This window comes from Arthrobacter sp. Y3221160, from assembly GCF_059092585.1.
Map to the genome: position 1 here is coordinate 1,010,513 of NZ_JBNHHU010000001.1, position 19,475 is coordinate 1,029,987.

At 70.4% G+C, this 19,475-nt stretch carries 12 protein-coding genes; 3 read left to right on the forward strand and 9 right to left on the reverse strand.

The features are described from left to right. Positions 1–6: 6 nt before the first annotated feature. Positions 7–1,167 carry a glycosyltransferase gene (locus AC5RWG_RS04615; protein WP_494166489.1) on the reverse strand — a complete coding sequence of 387 codons (1,161 nt, stop codon included), beginning with the start codon at positions 1,165–1,167 and terminating at the stop codon, positions 7–9. Between the two features lie 301 nt (positions 1,168–1,468). On the opposite strand from AC5RWG_RS04615, the gene AC5RWG_RS04620 reads away from it, so the two are divergent. After that, positions 1,469–2,608, forward strand: coding sequence for a glycosyltransferase (locus AC5RWG_RS04620; protein ID WP_494166490.1), 1,140 nt, complete (start codon positions 1,469–1,471; stop codon positions 2,606–2,608). Positions 2,609–2,712: 104 nt separating this feature from the next. Here AC5RWG_RS04620 and AC5RWG_RS04625 read toward each other — a convergent pair whose 3' ends face one another. The 5 genes from AC5RWG_RS04625 to AC5RWG_RS04645 all read right to left on the reverse strand — a co-directional run bounded on the left by AC5RWG_RS04625 (position 2,713) and on the right by AC5RWG_RS04645 (position 8,017). Further along, positions 2,713–3,888 carry a glycosyltransferase gene (locus tag AC5RWG_RS04625; RefSeq protein WP_494139379.1) on the reverse strand — a complete coding sequence of 392 codons (1,176 nt, stop codon included), beginning with the start codon at positions 3,886–3,888 and terminating at the stop codon, positions 2,713–2,715. Further along, positions 3,888–4,952 (reverse strand): Gfo/Idh/MocA family protein, encoded by a 1,065-nt coding sequence (locus tag AC5RWG_RS04630; protein ID WP_494139488.1) that lies wholly within the window; start codon positions 4,950–4,952, stop codon positions 3,888–3,890. Before AC5RWG_RS04630 ends, AC5RWG_RS04625 begins: the two co-directional genes overlap by 1 nt. Before the next feature lie 2 nt (positions 4,953–4,954). Further along, positions 4,955–6,049, reverse strand: a complete 1,095-nt coding sequence (locus tag AC5RWG_RS04635) for a DegT/DnrJ/EryC1/StrS family aminotransferase (protein WP_494139378.1) — start codon at positions 6,047–6,049, stop codon at positions 4,955–4,957. After that, entirely contained in the window at positions 6,046–6,666 is a 621-nt protein-coding gene (locus tag AC5RWG_RS04640) for an acyltransferase (RefSeq protein ID WP_494139377.1), read from the reverse strand. Before AC5RWG_RS04640 ends, AC5RWG_RS04635 begins: the two co-directional genes overlap by 4 nt. Before the next feature lie 61 nt (positions 6,667–6,727). Continuing rightward, complete coding sequence (locus AC5RWG_RS04645; protein ID WP_494139376.1) at positions 6,728–8,017, reverse strand: nucleotide sugar dehydrogenase; 1,290 nt, start codon at positions 8,015–8,017, stop codon at positions 6,728–6,730. 154 nt (positions 8,018–8,171) lie between these two features. On the opposite strand from AC5RWG_RS04645, the gene AC5RWG_RS04650 reads away from it, so the two are divergent. Next, entirely contained in the window at positions 8,172–12,122 is a 3,951-nt protein-coding gene (locus tag AC5RWG_RS04650) for an FtsK/SpoIIIE domain-containing protein (RefSeq protein ID WP_494166491.1), read from the forward strand. Here AC5RWG_RS04650 and AC5RWG_RS04655 read toward each other — a convergent pair. Beyond that, the gene (locus AC5RWG_RS04655) at positions 12,094–12,510 is read right to left on the reverse strand and encodes a hypothetical protein (protein WP_494000210.1); all 417 of its coding nucleotides are present in this window, start codon (positions 12,508–12,510) and stop codon (positions 12,094–12,096) included. The two genes, AC5RWG_RS04650 and AC5RWG_RS04655, sit on opposite strands and share 29 nt — an antisense overlap. 275 nt (positions 12,511–12,785) lie before the next feature. Here AC5RWG_RS04655 and AC5RWG_RS04660 point away from each other — a divergent pair, with 275 nt between their 5' ends. Further along, entirely contained in the window at positions 12,786–13,034 is a 249-nt protein-coding gene (locus AC5RWG_RS04660) for a WhiB family transcriptional regulator (protein ID WP_086994524.1), read from the forward strand. A gap of 76 nt (positions 13,035–13,110) precedes the next feature. On the opposite strand, the gene AC5RWG_RS04665 is transcribed toward AC5RWG_RS04660, so the two are convergent. Continuing rightward, on the reverse strand, positions 13,111–14,586 hold the full coding sequence (locus AC5RWG_RS04665) for a sensor histidine kinase (RefSeq protein WP_494139374.1): 1,476 nt from the start codon (positions 14,584–14,586) through the stop codon (positions 13,111–13,113). Between the two features lies 1 nt (position 14,587). After that, entirely contained in the window at positions 14,588–19,420 is a 4,833-nt protein-coding gene (locus AC5RWG_RS04670) for an NAD-glutamate dehydrogenase (RefSeq protein ID WP_494049704.1), read from the reverse strand. Positions 19,421–19,475 lie beyond the last annotated feature (55 nt).

The window sequence follows — 19,475 nt, forward strand, 5'->3', positions numbered from 1 at the left end:
GAATGGTCACGGCTGTTCCGGCGGCGGCGGGCCCTGCCGTCCGGCGGCCGGCGGATGGGCTGCCACGTCGCGATAGTGGCCGTCCAGCTCCCGCACGCTGCCCGCCAGGCTCCGCTGATCCACCACGAACTTGCGCGCGTCGCGGCGCATGGCCAGGTACTCCGCGCTGCCCAGCTGCAGCAGTTGCTGCAACCCGTCCTGCAACTGGTTGTACTCGGCTTCCGGTGCCAGCAGGCCGGTGACGCCGTCGTCCATCATTTCGGGAATGCCCCCGCTGCGGTACGCCAGCACGGGAGTGCCGCACGCCTGGGCTTCCAGCAGCACCAGTCCGGCGGCCTCCCGGGCGCCGCCGGCCTCCTGGCTGGGTGCCACCAGGACATGCGCCCGCTGCAGCCAGGAGCGGATCGCGCTCCTGTCCTGGCGGCCCAGATAGTCGATGTGCGGATGGCTGGCGGCCTGCTCGGCGACGGTGTCCCGCAAGGGCCCGTCCCCGATCACCACCAGCCGGTGCCGGGCCTTGCGCCAGACGGCCAGGGAGGCGTCCAACAGATCCCGGATGCCCTTTTGCGTGTTCAGCCGGCCGACGAAGAGCACCACCGGCACTTCATCGGCCTCGTAGCGGACCGGCTCGAAATAGTCGGTATCGACGCCCTGGTAATGCACCCGGATTTTTGCGGTGTCCAGGTCCAGCTCCGCGGCGCGGCCGGCCATGTAGTTGCTGACCACCAGGATGCGGGTGCTGTGCGCCGCCGCGGCCAGGACGTTCCGGTGGTGCCACCGGGCCATCATCGTGTCCGCGGGATTCCCCAGCGAGACCATGTCGGAGCCGTGCATGGTGGTGATGAGCGGCGTCCCGGACACGATGGATGCCTTGACGGCGGGCGTCGACCAGGTGGCGAAGTGCTGATGGATGATGTCCGGTTCAAACCGTCCCACTGCCACGGTCATGGCCGGCATGAAAGCGGGCATCATGAGCTCGCGGCGCCGGAAGCCCAGCCGCGGCACCGGAACGAAGTCCGTCACCGGGATCGTGACGGATGTATCCTCGATCTCGGCCACCAGCGTGAAGACACGGAAGTCGTGCCTGTCCTTCAACCGCTCGGCGTGCGCCGTGGCGAAGTACGTTGGCGGAATCCGCAACGTGCTCTTGGTGATGGCGATCTTCACGGGGCTCCCGGACCTTGGTGGGCTGCAGCCGGCTCGGTCCGGCTTATCGCCATCCTAGCCCGGCGTCCTGAACGCCACCCCGGGCTGCGCGCCCCGCCCGGTCCCCTGCCGCGGCCCGGGGTCCGCAGGGCTGCCATGCGCCCGGCTGTCTTGGGCCGGAGGCCTGCAGCCCGGTCCCGCATCCTCCCCTGGCGCCGCGGTCCGGCGCGCCCGGTGCACCGTCGCGCCGCGGCGGACCGATTCCCGGACGGTAATCTTTCAGTGTCCGGCATTCGCCCGGCGTCAGCGACAAGGAGCAGTGGTGGCCCAGCAGATCCTGTGTATCTCGTTCTCGGATATCCAGGCCGATTCCCGGGTGCTGCGGCAAGTCAAGCTGTTGGCCGAAGCCGGTGAGGTCACCACGCTCAGCTACGGCAAGCGTCCCCCCGGAGCCACCCACCACCTCGAAATCGACGCGTCGCTGCCCTCGCTGCCGCAGACGCCGCTGGGTGTGCTGCTGTTGGCGCTGCGCCTGTATTCTGCGGTGGAGCTGGCTGCCCCCGCCATCAAGCAGGCCCGCGAACTGGTGGCGGGACGCCGCTTCGACCTGGTGGTGGCGAATGAGGCGCGCGCCCTGCCCCTGGCCCACGCCGTGGCGCAGGGGGCCCCGGTGTGGGGAGACATGCACGAGTGGGCGCCGGAGGAACGCTCCCATGTACTGCCCTGGCGGCTGCTGGTCGCGCCGTATATGCACAGGCTCTGCGCCAAGTACCTGCCGATCAGCGCCGCGGTCACCGCCGTTAACGGATCGATCGCCCGGATGTATGCGGATCAGTTCGGCTGCACGGTGGAGGTGGTCCGCAACGCGGGGCCGTTCCGATATCTGGACCCGTCGGCCCCCGTGCCGGGGAAGATCCGGCTGGTCCACAGCGGCGCCGCGGTACCCGGACGCAACCTGGAAGGCACCATCAACGCCGTAAAGCTGCTCGATGACCGCTTCACCCTGGATCTGTACCTGGTCAAGGCGCGCGACGGCGGGCGCTACTGGCAGCAGCTCAAGGACCTGGCCGATGGCGACGAACGCATCACCTTCCACGACGCGGTGCCGCCGGAAGAGCTGCCCGCCACGCTCAATGCCTACGACGTCGGGGTCTTTTCCCTTCCGCCGCAGACGATGAACCACCGGTTCATGTTGCCGAACAAGTTCTTCGATTTCGTCCAGGCGCGCCTGGCGCTGGTATTCAGCCCGTCCCCGGAGACCGCGGCTCTGATGAAGGCCTACGACCTGGGCTTGGTGACCGAGGATTTCAGCACCGAGTCGCTGGCCCGGGCGCTGGCGTCGCTGACCACGGAACAGGTGGACAAGTACAAGGCCAACGCGCACGGAGCCGCCGCGGCGCTCAGCTCGGCCGAGGACGAGGCCGTCACCAGGGGCATCCTCGCGGCCCTGCTGACGCCCTGATCGAGGCCGTCGCCGAAGGAATCCTTTCGGGGCTGCGGACCCCCTGAGCGCGCCACCACCGGAGGCACTCCCGCGACCCTGCCGACGCGCTGCCGGAGCCGGCGTCAGCGCGGTCGGAAGTCTTTCGCGGCACCCGCGATGGCCTCGGCGGCGCGGGCCCCCACGCTGCGCAGCGAGTAGTTCCGCTCGACCCAGTCGGACAGCCGGCGGCGCTCGGCGTCGTCCGGGGTCCGTTCCAGCGCCGCGGCCAGGGCCTCGGCCACCTGGCCGGCGTCCCAGTCCACGCTCTGGCCCAGCCCGTGGTCGGCCACCAGCTGCCGCAGCGGGCCGACGCCGGCGTAGACCACGGGCGTGCCGCAGCTCAGCGAGACGAAGGCCTTGGTGGCAAAGGCGAAGTCATAGCCGCGGGCCGGCCGCACGGAGGCCAGCCCCGCGGTAGCGGAGCGCAGCGCGCCGGCGATCGTGCCGCCGTCGGCCGTTCCCATGAAGCGGATGCGCTCCCCCGCCGGTGCCGCCCGCCGGCGCAGCTCCTCCAGCTCCACGCCGCCGCCGTACATCAGCAGCCGCGCGTGAGGGTACCGGTCCATGATCTTGTGGAACCCGTCCACGAACACGCCGGCGCCCTGGATTTCGGACATGGTTCCGGCGTAGACGAAGGTGGGGCCGGGGTGCTCGTCCCGGGGCCCGTGCAGGCTGAAGGTGCCGGTGTCGATGCCGGTGCCCACCTCGGCCACCCTGGCGCGTCCGGAGGTCAGCCGCACCAGCGCCTGGGTCACGCCGGTCGAAATGCTCAGGACGCCGGCTGCGCCGGTCACCACCCAGCGTTCCACTGCCCGCAGCACCTTGACCACCTGCGGGTGCACTCCGATTCCGGCCGCCGCATCGGAGCTGACGTCGGCGGAAAAGTACACGTAGGGACGGCGCCGCAGCGCGGCCGCGGCCCGGACCACCACGCCGGTGGTCGGCGGCGGCTCGACGAGCAGCACGTCGAAGGGTTTCTGCGCCAGCAGGCGGAAGAACAGCGGGATGTCGAAGCTGGCGTACTGCAGATAGCCCCGCACGGCGCCGCTGGCGTCCCGCAGCACGGGCCAGCGGAGGATCTTGGCGTCGTCGCCGCTGGTCCCCGTCGCGGCACGGAGTCCCTTGGGGGGCCGGGTGGTGAGCACGGTGACCTGGTGGCCAGCCTCGGTCAGGGCCCGCACGGTGGCGGCCAGCCGGTAGGCGGCGGCGCCGGCCTCCGGCGCGTAGATCCGGGTGGCCAGCACGATCCGCAGGCCCATCAGGCGTGCAGCCCGATGGTGCGGGATTCCTTCGCGCTGGCGATCATGGCTTCGGCCACGCGCAGCGTGTTCAGCCCTTCCCGCATGGTGACGATGCTGGCCGCCAGGCGGCCGGGGCGGGCACCGCCGTCGTGCCGGGCAGCCGGGGAACCCGGCGGCAGGCCGCGGGTGGCGAGCACGGCGTCGCGGAAGGCCTCGTGTTCGACCTTCAGCGGCTCGCGCTTGGGGATGGCCAGGCGGGTGATGTTGCCTTCGGAGACGCCGCGGAAATTGGCCACGGACTCCCACTCGGTGTTGATGGTGCCGTTTTCGTGGAAGGTCAGGTCGGCGGTCAGCGTGTCGGCCACGAAGGCGCCGCGTTCTCCGGTGACCACCGTGACGCGTTCCTTCGTCGGCGACAGCCAGTTCACCAGATGGCTGGTGATCACGCCGTTGTCCAGCAGGCCGGTGGCCGCCACCATGTCCTCGTGCTCTCGGCCGGTGCGGATGGTGGTGTTGGCGCTGACGGATGCGTAGCCGGCCTGTGCCAGCCAGGCGGTGAGGTCGATGTCGTGCGTGCCCAGGTCCTTGATCACGCCGACGTCCGCGATCCGCGCCGGGAAGGGGCCCTGCCGGCGGGTGGCGATCTGGAAGATCCGGCCGAGTTCGCCGGCTTCCAGCCGCGCGCGCAGCGACTGCAGCGCCGGGTTGTAGCGTTCGATGTGCCCGACGGCGCCGACCAGCCCGCGGGATTCGAACGCGTCCGCCAGCTTCTCGCCGCCCGCGACGGTGTCCGCGATCGGCTTTTCCACCATGGTGTGGATGCCGGCCTCGGCCAGGGCCATTCCGACTTCCACGTGCAGGCCGGTGGGCACCGCGCACATGGCGATGTCGATCCCGGCCCCGATCAGCTCCTCGACGCCGCCGAAGACGGGCAGGCCGGGCGCCGCGCCGTGCGGGTCGCCGTACGCGTCGGCCACGGCCACCAGTTCCACGCCCTCGGTTTCGCGGAGCACCCGGGCGTGGTGGCGGCCCATCATGCCCAGGCCGATCAGCCCGGCGCGCAGCACGTTCTTACCCGCCATGCTCACGCCCCTGCCTTCGCGAGGGCGTTGACCGCCGTGGCGATCCGGTCCAGGTCCTCGGCGTCGAGGGAGGGATGCACCGGCAGCGAGAGCACCTCAGCGGCCGCGGCTTCGGTCGCCGGCAGGTCCGCGGCAACGTTGAAGGAGGGCAGCCTGTGGTTCGGGATCGGGTAGTAGACCCCGGACCCGATGTTGTATTCGTCCTTCAGCGCCGCGGCGAACCGGTCGCGCTCCCCCGCGCCGATCCGCACGGTGTACTGGTGGTACACGTGGACCGCCCCGGCTGCCACCTTCGGCGTGCCCACACCGTCCAGGTTCGCGTCCAGGAACGCGGCGTTGGCCCGGCGCCGTTCGGTCCAGCCGAGGACCTTGCCCAGCTGCACGCGGCCGATCGCGGCGTGCAGGTTGGTCATCCGGGCGTTGAAGCCGACCAGTTCGTTTTCGTATTGGCGTTCCATGCCCTGGTTGCGCAGCAGCTGCAGCCGGCGCGCCACGTCGTCGCTGCCGGTGGACACCATGCCGCCCTCGCCGGAGGTCATGTTCTTGGTCGGGTACAGGCTGAACATCGCGAACTCGCCGAACGTGCCCACCGGCCGGCCGCCCAGCGACGCCCCGTGGGCCTGCGCGGCGTCCTCGAAGAGCAGCAGCGACTTTTCCGCGGCGAGCCTGCCCAGCCCGTCCATGTCGGCCGGGTGGCCGTACAGGTGCACCGGCATGACGGCCTTGGTCCGCGGCGTAATGGCGGCGGCGACCGCGTCCGGGTCCAGGCAGTAGTGCTCCGGCTCGATGTCGGCGAACACCGGAGTGGCGCCGGTCAGGGCCACCGAGTTCGCGGTGGCCGCGAACGTGAAGGACGGGACGATGACCTCGTCACCCGGGCCGATACCGGCGGCCAGCAGGCCCAGGTGCAGGCCCGACGTCCCGGAATTGACCGCCACCGCGTGCCGGCCGTCCAGCAGCACCTGCGAGAACTCCCGCTCGAAGGCGGCGACCTCCGACCCCTGGGCGAGCATCCCGGAGGCCAGCACGGCGTCCACCGCGGCCCGTTCCTCGTCTCCGATGATCGGCTTGGCCGCCGGTATGAAGTCCTTGCTCACAGCTGCTCTCCTCCGGTTTCGTCCGAAACTTCGTGCAACATGCCCTCGTCCTCCCGGTACCGGGCGCCGGTCGCCGGGCACACCCAGCCCGACGGGTCCGCCGGGTCCTGGACCAGCCGCTGTCCGGCCCGGCCCACCCAGCCGATCCGCCTGGCCGGAACACCGGCCACGAGGGCGAAGTCGGGCACGTCGCGGGTGACCACGGAGCCTGCCGCCACGGTGGCCCAGGCGCCGATGGTCACCGGGGCCACGCAGACCGCCCGCGCGCCGATCGACGCGCCGTCGCGGATGTCCACGCCCACCGGCGTCCAGTCGTCGGCGCTCTTCAGCGACCCGTCCGGGGCGACCGCCCGCGGGTAGGTGTCGTTGGTCAGCACGACCGCCGGTCCGATGAACACGCCGCGGCCGAGCCGCGCCGGCTCGTACACCAGCGCATAGTTCTGGATCTTGCAGTTGTCCCCGGCCTGCACCCCGGTGCCGATGTAGGCGCCCCGGCCCACGATGCAGTTCTCTCCCAGCACGGCGCCCTCGCGGACCTGCGCCAAGTGCCAGATCTTCGTGCCCTTGCCCAGCCGGGCGGCGTCGGCGACGTCCGCCGAATCGGCGATGAACGCCATGGGTTCCCTCTTTCCGCTCGCGACCGCTGCTCCACCATCCATTGCCTCTACGCTCCGGCCCTCATGCCTTGCCGATCACCCGGTACGCCACGCCCGGCCACCGTTCGGCCGAGCTGACCCGCCGGCCGTCGACGAACACCTTCACGCCGGGAAGGTCGTCCGGTCCCAGCTGCGCATATTCGGCGTGGTCGGCCTGCACCACCGCGGCGTCGGCCGGCTCGCCCAGCCGGTAGGGCGTGAAGCCCAAGGCGGCGAGCTCGGCGTCGCTGAACATCGGATCATGCACGACGGCGGTGCCGCCCCGCGCGTTGATCGCCTCCACGGCGCCGAACACCCCGGAGAACGCCGTCTCCTTCACGCCGCCGCGGTAGGCAGCGCCCAGCACGGCCACGCGCGCGCCGGCCAGGTCGCCGTACGCGCCCTCCAGCAGGCCGATCGTGTAGTCCGGCATGCCCGCGTTCGCGGCCCGGGCCGCAGCCACCACCGTGGCCGACGGATCGTTCCAGAGGTACAGCCGCGGGTAGACCGGGATGCAGTGCCCGCCGACGGCGATGCCGGGCTGGTGGATATGGCTGTAGGGCTGGGAGTTGGACGCCTCGATCACCTGGTAGATGTCGATCCCGGCGGTCGCGGCATAGCGGGCGAACTGGTTCGCCAACCCGATGTTCACGTCCCGGTAGGTGGTCTCGGCGAGCTTGGCCAGCTCGGAGGCCTCGGCCGAGCCCAGGTCCCAGACGCCGTTGCCGCGCGGCAGGTCCGGGCGGTCGTCGAAGTCCAGCACCGCCTCGTAAAACTCCTGCGCCGCCACGGCACCGGCCCCGGAGAGCCCGCCGATGAGCTTGGGATACTTCCGCAGGTCCTCGAACACCCGCCCGGTCAGCACCCGCTCCGGGGAAAAGACCACGTGAAAGTCCTCGCCCTCGACCAGGCCGGAGCCGGCCTCGAGCATCGGCTTCCACCGGGTCCGGGTGGTGCCCACCGGCAGCGTGGTCTCGTAGGAGACCAGCGTGCCCGGCGTCAGGTGCCTGGCCAGCTCCTGCGTGGCGGCATCCATCCAGCCGAAGTCGGGCTTGGCCTCCGCGTCCACGAACAGGGGCACCACCAGCACCACGGCGTCTGCTCCCGGCACCGCGTCCGCATAGTCGGTGGTCGCCCGCAGCCTGCCCGCCGGCACCAGCTCGGCCAACCTGTCCTGGAGCCCCGCCTCTCCCGGGAACGGCTCGCTGCCCGCGTTGACCAGATCGACCACGGCGGGGTTGACGTCCACGCCGACGACCTCGTGCCCCTTCGAGGCGAACTGGGCGGCCAGCGGCAACCCGATCTTTCCCAGAGCAATGACAGCGATCTTCAAGAGCAAAGGCCTTTTCTCGTTGTGTCGGTGTGTCGGCCCTTCGGCCCAGAGTCAAGGGTATCGCTTGTTCGCGTCAGCCTCCGGTACCGCAGGTTATCCACATACCGGAAGCCGAACAGGAAAATAGCGCGCCCTTCTGCCTAGGTTCCTTGTCATGGTCCTTCATCTGACGCTGGTGGCGGCCCCCGGCCTTCCGGCCACCGCGGCGGCCTGGGTCGCGGCGCATGCCGATGCCGTCGCGGGGCTGGAGTCGGGAAGCAGCGCCGCGCCGTTGGCTGCCTGGCTGGGCGGGCGCCTGCCCGGGGCGGCCTTCACGGTGGCCGGACGGAGGCTGTCCTCCCTCGCCGCCGGCGTGTCCCCGCTGGTCGATGGCGCCGTCGTCGTCTGCGCCCCGGACGCGGTGGCGGTGCCGTGCCGGGAACCGCCCGCGCTGCCGCCGCTGCTGCTGGCCGTCACCGCCGGCCCCGACGCCGGCCGGTTGTTCACCCTCGGGCGCGGCAGCTTCAGCGTCGGCCGCCATGCCTGCACGCTGACCATCGCGGATCCGGCGCTCTCGAGGCTGCACGCCACCGTGGACGTCACCGACCGCCAGGTGATGCTGCGCGACGCCGGGTCGTCCAACGGCATTTTCTGGCGGGGCAGGCTCACCCGGCAGGTCGTGCTGCAGGCGGGCCGCAGCGTGCGGATCGGTGCCACCCGGCTGCAACTGGTCGTGGGCAGCGAACCGGACGATCCGTTCCGGCCGGACACGGACCTGGCCGATCCGGTGCCCGTGGCTGAAAAGCCTCCGGAGCAACGGGCCAAAACGGCGTTGCTGCTGGCCGGGCTTCCGTTGCTCGCCGGGCTCGCGCTGGCCCTGCTGACGGGCCTGTGGTTCTTCCTGGTCTTCAGCGCCATGTCCCTGCTGGCCGCCGCCGTGCCCTACGCCGCCGGGCGCCGGCAGCGCCGCCGCTACCGGGCCGCGGTGCACGCGGCGGCGGAAACCGATGCGCGGCGGCGGCGTCTGGCGGCCCCGGGTGCCGCGGATCTGGCCGTGTCCCTGCTGCGGGCCGGGACGGGGGCCCGGCGTCCTGCCGGGGACCCCGGCCCTCCGGACCGCCCGGCGCACGTGTGGCTGCGGCTGGGGACGGCCGGCCTGCCGGCACACATCGGTTCGGCGTCGGCGCCGGTGGTCCCGCCCCCGCCGCCGAGGGATGCTCCGCTGTGCGTGGACCTGCTCGCCGGGCCCCCGCTGCGGATCCAGGGAACACCTTTCGGGCTGGACGGTCTGCTGCGTTCGGCCCTGCTGCAGTTGGCCGCACGGGCGGCGGGAACCGCCCTGCGCGTTGTCTGCTACGCGTTGCCGGAGTCCGTTCGCGCGTCGGCGCGGTTCCTTCCCGGCGTGGAGCTGGCGGACCGGCCCGGACAACTGGCGGAGCGGCTCGCCACCGGCGGCGGCACCCTCGTGCTCCTGGTCGCCGGACGCGGCGGCGAGGCGGCCCGGGTCCTGGCGAATTCCGGACGGCCGGCCGCGCAGCTCTGGTTCGGCGGTCCGGCCGACGCCGGGACCCGGATCATCGTGGCCGGACAGGCCTCCCGCCTGAGCGCAGACGGCGGAGACGTCGTGTTCTCGGCGGATCTGGTGCAGGCCCCCACGTTGGACCGCCTTGCCCGGCTGGCCGCCGCGGCCATGCCCTCCGAGACGCTGCCGGCCACCGGTTCGGTGCCGCCGCGCTGCCGCCTGCAGTCGATGCTGCCGCGGGAGCCGCTGGCCGAACGCTGGTCCCGCGGGGACCGCCATCCCGGCCTCACCGCCCTGCCGGGTGCCGGCGCCGCCGGGCCGCTGGCGCTCGACCTGGCCGTCCACGGGCCGCACCTGCTGGTCGCCGGCACCACCGGCTCCGGCAAGTCCGAACTGCTGCGGAGCCTTGTCCTCTCGCTGGCCCTGACCAGGTCCCCCAACACGGTGAATTTCCTGCTGATCGACTTCAAGGGCGGTTCCGGGCTCGGCCCGCTCGCACGGCTGCCGCACTGCGCCGGCCTGCTCACGGACCTGACGCTGGAGGCAGTCGGCCGATCGCTGGCCTGGCTGCAGGCGGAGGTACGCCGCCGCGAAGCCCTGCTGGCAGCCCGCGGCATCGGGGACATCGCGGCCTGCACGCCCGGCACGCTGCCGCGGCTCGTCGTCGTCGTCGACGAATTCCGGATGCTGGGCGAGGACGCGCCGCAGGCGCTTCCCGAGCTGATGCGCGTGGCCACCGTGGGCCGCGCCTTGGGCATCCACCTGGTGCTGGCCACGCAACGGCCGCAGGGTGCCGTCTCCTCGGACATCCGCGCGAATATCACCACCATGATCGTGCTGCGGACGCAGAACACGGTCGAGTCCCGCGACCTGCTGGATTCGCCCGTGGCCGCCGACATTCCGGTGACCGCGAGGGGCAGGGCCTACCTGCGCGTCGGCACGCAGGATGCGGTGCCCTTCCAGTCCGCCTGCAGCACCCTGCCGGCCGCCGGACACTTCCCGCTCTTCCGGACCGTGGACGAATGGCTGGCGGCAGAACCACCGGCAGCGGCAGCGCCGGAGGGCACCGGAGTGGTGGAGCGGCTGGTGGCCGAGGCAGCGGCAGCCTCCCGTGACCTCGGCCTGCCGGAGGCCCGGCGGTTGCCGCCCGCCCTGCCGCTGAGCCTGGCCGCCGCCGACCTCGCGGGGCCCGGGCCGTCCGCTCCCGCCCGCTCTCCCGGCGGCGACGACGGCGGCGGGAGCCCGGTCCCCGCCGCCGCGCCCCAGGACGGGGGCAGCATCCCGATCGGCCTGCTGGACATGCCGTCGCGGCAACGGCAGGTGCCGCTGCGCTGGCAACCGGAGCACGACGGCCACCTGGCAGTTCTCGGGGTAGGGGGCGGAGGACACCGGGAGTTTTTGCGGGTCCTGGCGACGCAGCTCCTGGGCGGACCGGTGGAACGCCACTGCTACGTGCTGGACGGTGACGGTTCGCTCGGCTTCGCCGCGGACGCCGGCCGGACCGGCGCCTACGTCGGCCCCCAGGACAGCGAACGGGCGGCAAGGGTGCTGCGGCGCCTGGCCAACGAGGTTTCCGCCCGGCTCGGCAGCCTGGCCTCGGCCGGGGGTCCGCCCGATCCGGCAGCCGTCGTTCCGCTGGCCCTGCTGGTCAGCGGGTGGGGCCGCTGGCTCGGTGGCTTCCGGGCCGGCCGGCTCGGCTGGGCAGAAGACTGCCTGCAGGATCTGGCCCGCGACGGCCAGGCCACGGGGGTCGTCCTGGTTGTGTCCGGAGACCGAGAGCTGTCCGGCAGCCGCTTCCTGCCGCTCATGGCCAACCGGCTTTACCTTCCGACCGGTGCCGGTCCCGAAACCTTGTTGGGCTGGCCCCGCCTTCCTCCCATGAACGCGGTGTCCGGCAGGGCTTTTGTGCAGGGCCGTTTCGGCGGCGACGGCGGGGCCTGCCAGCTGGTCACCGATCCAACCGGCTGCCCGCCGCCGGCCGCGGCCCGCGCCCGTCCCTTTCGGGTCGAAGCGCTGCCGCTGACCGTTCCCGCGGCCACGCTGCCCCGCGCGGCCCGCGGGCTACCGGTGATCGGCGTCGAGGGCGACGAGCTGGGGCCCTCCACGCTGCCGCTGGCCGCCGGCGAGGTGTACCTGGTGCTGGGGCCCGATGGCAGCGGGAAGACCAACCTGATGGTCGTGCTGCAGCGGGCGCTGGAGGGACTGAGGACCTGTTGCGCACCGCCGCACGGCAGAGACGCCGACGACTTCTGGGCCGGCCGCGCGGCCGTCGGGCGCGGCGCCGTCCTGCTGGTCGACGACGCCGAGGACCTGGGCACGCGTGCCCACGGTGCCATCGCGGCCCTGATCGCCGCCGGTGCATCGGCCGTGGTGGCCGCGCGCCCCGGGCCGTTGCTGCCGCAGCAGGTTCCGCTGGTCCTGCAGGCCAGGGCACGCGGGCGCGGCATGGTCCTGGCGCCGCGGGCGGGCGCGGATGCGGACTTCTTCGGTGTGCGGCTCAACGACGGGTGGAGACCGCCGGGACGCGGCTACCGGATCGAGGCCGGCCGGGCCGTCCCGCTGCAGGTGGCGCTGGCTACAGGGCGCGGGGTGCGGCGCCCTTGACCAGGAAATCCGTCACGGGCTTGGTCAGCAGCAGGACGAAGGAGGCTGCGGCCGCCACCAACAGGACCGGGCCCAGCAGCAGTTGGCCGCCTTGGATCATAGAGATGGCCACAACAACCACGAAGATCTGCCACACCAGGGCAGCAGCGCGGGTCCAGCGGTACCCGCGGAACAGGTAATGCCCGACGACGAGCAGCCAGAGGCCGAAGACCAACATCAGGACCAGCAGGAAGACGCTGCTGGTCAGCGATATCGGGGTTTGGGTGGCCAGCCCGTACGCGAACAGGGCCGCTCCGCCCAAGAGCACCAGTGCTTCCAGCACCACTGCCGCCGCTACGATTTTGATGGCGATCGGACGGGCGGCAGGGAAGGATGAGGGTGCAGGCATTGACACACTCGCACCCTACCTTAGATAGTCGGAATAACGGCTCCAGATCGCCGGGCACCGGCTCCCGCTTGGAGCCGAACCATATCACCCTGTGACGAATGACTCAGGTATTACGGCCGGTTAAGTCCGCACGACCTCTTGTTTACGCGGATTTAACATGAAACGCTTGATGGCGAAGCGCAGAGGGGGCCGGTCGGGCTCCCTTTTCTATGAGTCTGTTCGTGAATGTTTTCACAAAAACCACCGGACACCATTTAAAGGAGTATGTGATCAGCATGGATTGGCGTAGCCGCGCGGCATGCCTGGACAAGGACCCGGAACTGTTTTTCCCCGTGGGGAACACCGGGCCGGCACTCCTGCAGATCGAAGAGGCCAAGAGCGTCTGCCGGCGCTGCCCGGTGATTGATACCTGCCTGCAGTGGGCCATCGAATCCGGCCAGGACGCCGGCGTGTGGGGAGGCATGAGCGAGGACGAGCGCCGGGCGCTGAAGCGCCGTGCCGCCCGGGCCCGCCGGGCCTCCTGACCCGGTACCCCCAGTGTGGCGAGAGGCCGCTGCCGGATTCGGCAGCGGCCTCTCGCGTCGGCTGATCCGCCCGCGCTCAGCGGGCCCCTTTGGTGTTGAGCACCAGGTCAATCCGCACACACGTTCCCCCGCCGTCGCGCGGGGTCCATTCGATCCGGCCGCCTAATTCGCTGGTGACGAGGGTGCGGACAATCTGCAGGCCCAGGCCCTCCCGCCGCGGTTCCTCGGGCAGGCCCACGCCGTCGTCCTCGACCGAGACGGTTAGCAATTCGTCTTCGCCCCGCCGGCTCCGCCGGGCAGTCAACCGGACGGTGCCGTGCCGCCCGGCCAGCCCGTGCTCGACGGCGTTCGTGACCAGTTCATTGATCACCAGGGCCAGCGGGGTGGCGAACTCGCTGGGCAGTTCCCCGAACTCGCCGCTGCGCTCCGTGCGGACGGCCTGCGTGGGCGAGGCTACTTCCGCCGAGAGCCGGAACTGACGCCCGATCAGTTCGTCGAAGTCCACGTTCTGCGCCAAGCCCTGGGACAGCGTTTCGTGGACCAGCGCGATCGAGGCGACGCGGCGCATGGCCTGTTCCAGCCCCTGCTTTGCTTCGTCGCTGACCATCCGGCGCGACTGCATGCGCAGCAGCGCCGCGACCGTCTGGAGGTTGTTCTTCACGCGGTGGTGGATCTCCCGAATGGTGGCGTCCTTCGACACCAGCTCCATCTCCCGCCGGCGCAGCTCGGAGACGTCCCGGCACAGCACCAGGGCGCCGAAACGCTCCTGTTCGTTCCTCAGCGGTATGGCCCGGAGCGAGAGCGAGACGCCGCGGGATTCAATCTCCGTGCGCCAGGGCATCCGGCCGGTGACCACCAGCGGCAGGGTTTCGTCGACCATCCGCCGGTCCTTGAGCAGCGCCGTCGTCACCTCGGCCAGTGAGCGGCCCTCCAGGGACTCGACGTCGCCGAGGCGCCGGAATGCAGAAACCCCGTTGGGGCTGGCGTATTCCACCACCCCGTCGGCGTCCAGCCTGATCAGGCCGTCGCCGACCCGGGGCGCGCCGCGGCGCGACCCGGTCGGCGAGGCGAAGTCCGGCCACAGTCCCAGCGTTCCCATCTTCAAGAGATCGTAGGCGCACTGCCGGTAGGTCAGCTCCAGCCGCGACGGCATTCTGGAGCTGGACAGGTCCATGTGCGACGTCACGACGGCGAGCGTCCGGCCGTTGCGGACCATGGGCACCGCCTCGACCCGCATGGCCATCTCCGTGGTCCAGTCCGCCTCCGACGACCGTTCGATCGCCTGCGACCGGCGTGCCTGGTCCACCAGCGGCTTGAGGTCCTCACGGATCCGCTCCCCCACGAAGTCCCGGTGGAACACCGTGTGGGTGGTTGACGGGCGCACATGCGCCAGCGCCACGTAGCTCCCGTCCGGCGTCGGGAACCACAGGACCAGGTCGGCGAACGCCAGGTCGGCGATCAGCTGCCAGTCGCCCACCAGCAGGTGGAGCCACTCCGCGTCACCCGGACGAAAGTCCGCGTAGTCGCGGATGGGATCGGTGAAGATCGCCAAGCTATCGCCGCACTGTCGAACGCATCAGTCGCAGTGCCACGGACAGCGACGCCATGTCGTCCTGCTCGAGCCTGTTCACTTCCTCGAACATGTCCCGGGTGCGCTTGATGTTCTCCGCGTTGGCCCGTTCCCACTCGTCGAGCCTGGCCTCGGCCTGCTCCCCTGCCGGGGTGCTTTGCATGACCGCCACGGTGATGTCCGTGACCGTCGTGTACAGGTCGTCGCGCATGGCGGCACGGGCGAGCGACTGCCAGCGGTCCTCCCGCGGCAGCGCCGTGATCCGCTCGAGCAGGTTGTCGACGTCGAACCGGTCGTAGACCGCGTAGTAGACGCGTGCGACGGACTCGACCGGTTCGTCGATCTGCCCGGCGATGCGGGCGACGTCGAGCAAACCGAAGCTCTCGAACTGCTCGGCCCACTGCCGGGCGATCCCTGCGGGCAGCCCGCGTTCTTCGGCCGTTTCCAGCCATTCGTGCACGCGGACCAGGTCGTCGCCGCGCAGGTACTGAGCCAGGTTGTTGCGCAACGGGTCCATTTGGGGCTTGAACATCGCGACGCCTTCTGCCACCGGGGTTCCGCTGTCGACATGGTTGATATACCAACGCACTGCCCGGTCCAGCAGGCGGCGCATGTCCAGATGCACCATGCACCACAAATCCGTGGGGAAGCTGGCCGGCAACGCGTTCAACGCTTCCACGAGCTTGTCGAATTCGTAGATCTCGCGCAGCGCCACGAACGCCCGCGCCACGTCCGCCTCGGAGACGGACGTTTCCTCCATGACACGGAAGGCGAAGGTGATGCCGCCCATGTTGATCATGTCGTTGGCAACGACGGTAGCGATGATTTCCCGGCGCAGCGGGTGGCCCGCCATATCGTCGCCGAACCGCTCGACCAGCTGGTGCGGGAAATAACCGCGCAGCACGCCGTCGAAGTACGGGTCGTCGGCCAGGTTGCTCTCGGTCAGCGCATGGGTCAGCTCGATCTTCGAGTACGCCGCCAGCACGGACAGCTCCGGAGAGGTCAGGCCCTGGCCGGCCGCGATCCGTTCGTGCAGCTCCTCGGTGGTAGGCAGCGCTTCGAGTTGCCGGTCCAGTTCGGCGTGGCTTTCCAGCCAGTCCATCAGGCGTTCGAAGCTCGGGCTCCACTCGATGATCCGCTGGCGGTCGTTGAGCAGCAGGACGTTCTGGTCGATGTTGTCCTGAATGACCAGGCGTCCGACTTCCTCGGTCATCGAATGCAGCAGGTCGGCCCGCTCCGCTACCGGCAGTTTCCCGGCGGCGACCATCTGGTCCACGAGGATCTTGATGTTGACCTCGTAGTCCGAGCAGTCCACGCCGGCGGAGTTGTCGATGGCATCGGTGTTGAGGATGATCCCCTTCCCGGCGGCTTCGATCCGGCCGCGCTGAGTCATGCCCAGGTTGCCGCCTTCGCCGATCACCTTGACCCGCAGGTCCGCGCCGTTGACGCGGATGGCGTCGTTGGCCTTGTCGCCGACTTCGGCATTCGACTCGGTCGACGCCTTCACATAGGTGCCGATGCCGCCGTTGTACAGCAGGTCCACCGGCGCCTTCAGGATGGCCTGCAGCAGTTCGGGCGGACTCATGCTCGTGACCTGCGGATCGAGGCCGAGAACTTCCCGCACCTGCGCGGACAACGGGATCGACTTCACCGACCGCGGGTAGACCCCGCCGCCGGCGCTGATCAGCTTCTCGTCATAGTCCGCCCAGGAGGAACGGGGCAGCTCGAACAGGCGCCGGCGCTCCTGGAAGGAGGCCGCGGCGTCGGGATCCGGGTCCAGGAAGATATGCCGGTGGTCGAAGGCCGCGACCAGCCGGATGTGCTCGGAAAGCAGCATCCCGTTCCCGAAGACGTCGCCGCTCATGTCCCCGACGCCGACGACGGTGAAGTCCTCGGTCTGGGTGTCGACGCCGAGTTCGCTGAAGTGCCGCTTGACCGACTCCCACGCGCCGCGGGCGGTAATGCCCATCGCCTTGTGGTCGTAGCCGACCGAGCCTCCGGACGCGAAGGCGTCGCCGAGCCAGTGGCCGTATTCCAGCGAGATGTCGTTGGCGATGTCGGAGAAGCTTGCGGTCCCCTTGTCCGCGGCGACGACCAGGTAGGTGTCGTCGCCGTCCAGCCGGACCACCCGCTCGGGCGGCACCACGTCCTGGCCGGTTGCGGACCGGACCAGGTTGTCGGTGATGTCCAGCAGGCCGCGGATGAAGGTGCGGTAGCTTTCCTGCCCCTCCGCCATCCAGGCCGCGCGGTCCACGGCGGGGTCGGGCAGCCGTTTGGCGAAGAAGCCGCCCTTGGCGCCGGTAGGCACGATGACCGCGTTCTTGACGGTCTGCGCCTTGACCAGTCCCAGGATTTCGGTGCGGAAGTCCTCCCGCCGGTCCGACCAGCGCAGTCCGCCGCGGGCCACGTCGCCGAAGCGAAGGTGGACGCCTTCCACCCGCGGCGAGTAGACCCAGATTTCGTATTTTGGCCGCGGGAACGGTGCACCCTCGATCCGCGACGGGCTGAGTTTGAAGCTGAAGTAGGGCTTGTCCTGGAAGTAGTTGGTGCGAAGCGTCGCGTCGATCAGGTTGGCCAGCGAGCGCAGCACCCGGTCCGCGTCAAGGGTGGGCACGGCTTCGAGTCCCGCCGCGAGCTCGGAGCGGGCGGCCTCGACCGCCGCCTCGCGGTCGCCTTCCAGGTCCGGATCGAAGCTGGCGTTGAACACCGCCAGCAGGGCGCGGGCCACTGCCGGGTTGGCCAGCAGCGTGTCGGAGACGAAGGCGTAGGAGACCAGGTTGCCCAGCTGCCGCAGGTAGCGGGTGTACGCGCGCAGCACCGCAACCTGGCGCCAGCCGATGCCCTCGGCCAGGACCAGCCGGTCAAAGCCGTCCGACTCGCTGCGTCCGGTGACGGCAGCGCCGAAGGCTTCCTCGAGCAGGTCGCCGGTGGCGATCGGGTCGACGCCCGCCGGATACCGGAGGCCGAAGTCGTACAGGAAGTAGTCTTCGCCGTCCGCCGTGTTGATCTCGAACGGGCGCTCGTCCAGTACCTCCAGCCCGGTGTTCTGCAGCACGGGCATGATGTTGCTCAGCGACCGGGCCTCCGGCAGGTACAGCTTCAGCCGGGCGTCGGCGGCGAGGACGTCGGCGCTGTCCTCGGGAACGTAGACGTGCAGCACCGGGGCCGCGCCGGGGTCGCCTCCCTCGTAGTTGCGGAAACGGGCGATGTCCTCGAGCGCGTCTTCCACCTCGTAGTCCACCCGGTAGCTGGGCGGGAACGCGTCCTTCCAGTTCGCCGAGAGGCGGGCAGCCTCCTCGCCGTCGAAATTGGCGCGCAGCACCTCTTCGATGCCCTCCGACCAGGACCGGGACGCCTGGGCAAGCCGGCGCTCAAGGTCGGCCGTGTCGACCTTCGGCACCGTGGAGGCACGCTTGAGGCGGATGCGGAAGAACAGCCTGGCCAGGGCGGATTCGGACATCCGCGCCTCGTAGTCGATGCTCTGCGGGTCGAAGGTGTTGCGCAGCTCCTGCTCGATCCGCAGCCGGACGGCGGTCGTGTAGCGGTCGCGCGGCAGGAACACCAGGGCCGACACGAACCTGCCGTAGGCGTCGGTGCGCAGGAACAGCCGGGTCCGGCGCCGCTCCTGCAGCCGCAGGATGCCCATCGCGGTCGCGGCCAGCTCCTCGACGTCCATCTGGAACAACTCGTCCCGCGGGTACGTTTCGAGGATCGACAGCAGGTCCTTGCCGGAGTGCGAATCGGCCGGGAAGCCGCTGTGCTGCAGCACTGCCGCGACCTTTTCCCGGGCAATCGGGACGCTCTTCACCGAACGGTTGTAGGCGCTGGTGGCGAAGAGGCCGATAAAGCGGCGCTCGCCGTCGACGTTGCCCTGCGCATCGAAGCTCTTCACGCCGATGTAGTCCAGGTATGCCGCGCGGTGCACCGTGGACCGCGAGTTCGCCTTGGTAATCACCAGCGCGCGTTTTTCCCGGGCGCGGGCACGGCCCTCTTCGGTGAGGTGCTGGACCCGCTTCGTGTCGCCGATGTGGCGCATCATGCCCAGGCCGCTGTCCTCGCGGACCAGGAGCACGTCTTCCCCGTCCTGGGTGACGAGATCGTATTCGCGGTAGCCCAGGAAGGTGAAATTCCCGTCGTCGAGCCACTCAAGCAGCTCCTTGGCCTCCTGCAGGTCGGGAATCTCCTCCGCTCCCACGACCGCATCCAGCGACGCCGCAACCTGCCGCACCTGCCGGCGCATGGCCGGCCAGTCCTCGACCGATGCCCGGACATCCGCCAGGACGCTCTTGAGGCCGGACATCAGCTCGGCGGCCTTGTCCGGCTCGATCCGCCCGGTCTCCACGGCCATCCAGGATTCGATCCGCAGGACCTGGTCGCCGCCGGTCTCAAAGGATCCCAGCTGCGGCAGTGCCGCCGTGTCGCCGCTGGAGACTCCGGCGGCGGCCGGCACCTGTTCCACGCCGGTGAGGTCGTGGCTGTCCCGGGCCCGGGTGGCTACAAAGGTGGGGTGCGTGATCATCCGGATGGCAATGCCGTGGCGCAGCAGCTCCGCGGTCACCGAATCGACCAGGAACGGCATGTCATCGGTGACGATCATGACGACGCTGGCCTCGGGTTCGTCCCGGATGGCGGTCACGGGCTGCGCCGGCGGCCGGTGAACCGCCAGCTCCCGGTGCGCCAGCGCGCGGGCGCGGAGCACATCCGGACTGTAGCTCGCGGCATCCTCCGCGGCCAGGTGCTCATAGTATTTAGCGATGAATTCCTCATCGCCGGTAGCTGAGCTGGACAGATCCGCCATGCTGGATCCAGTCGACATGTAAAACGCCTCCGATAGGTGGGTCCCAACCGCGCCGTTGCGGTCCTTCGGCAAG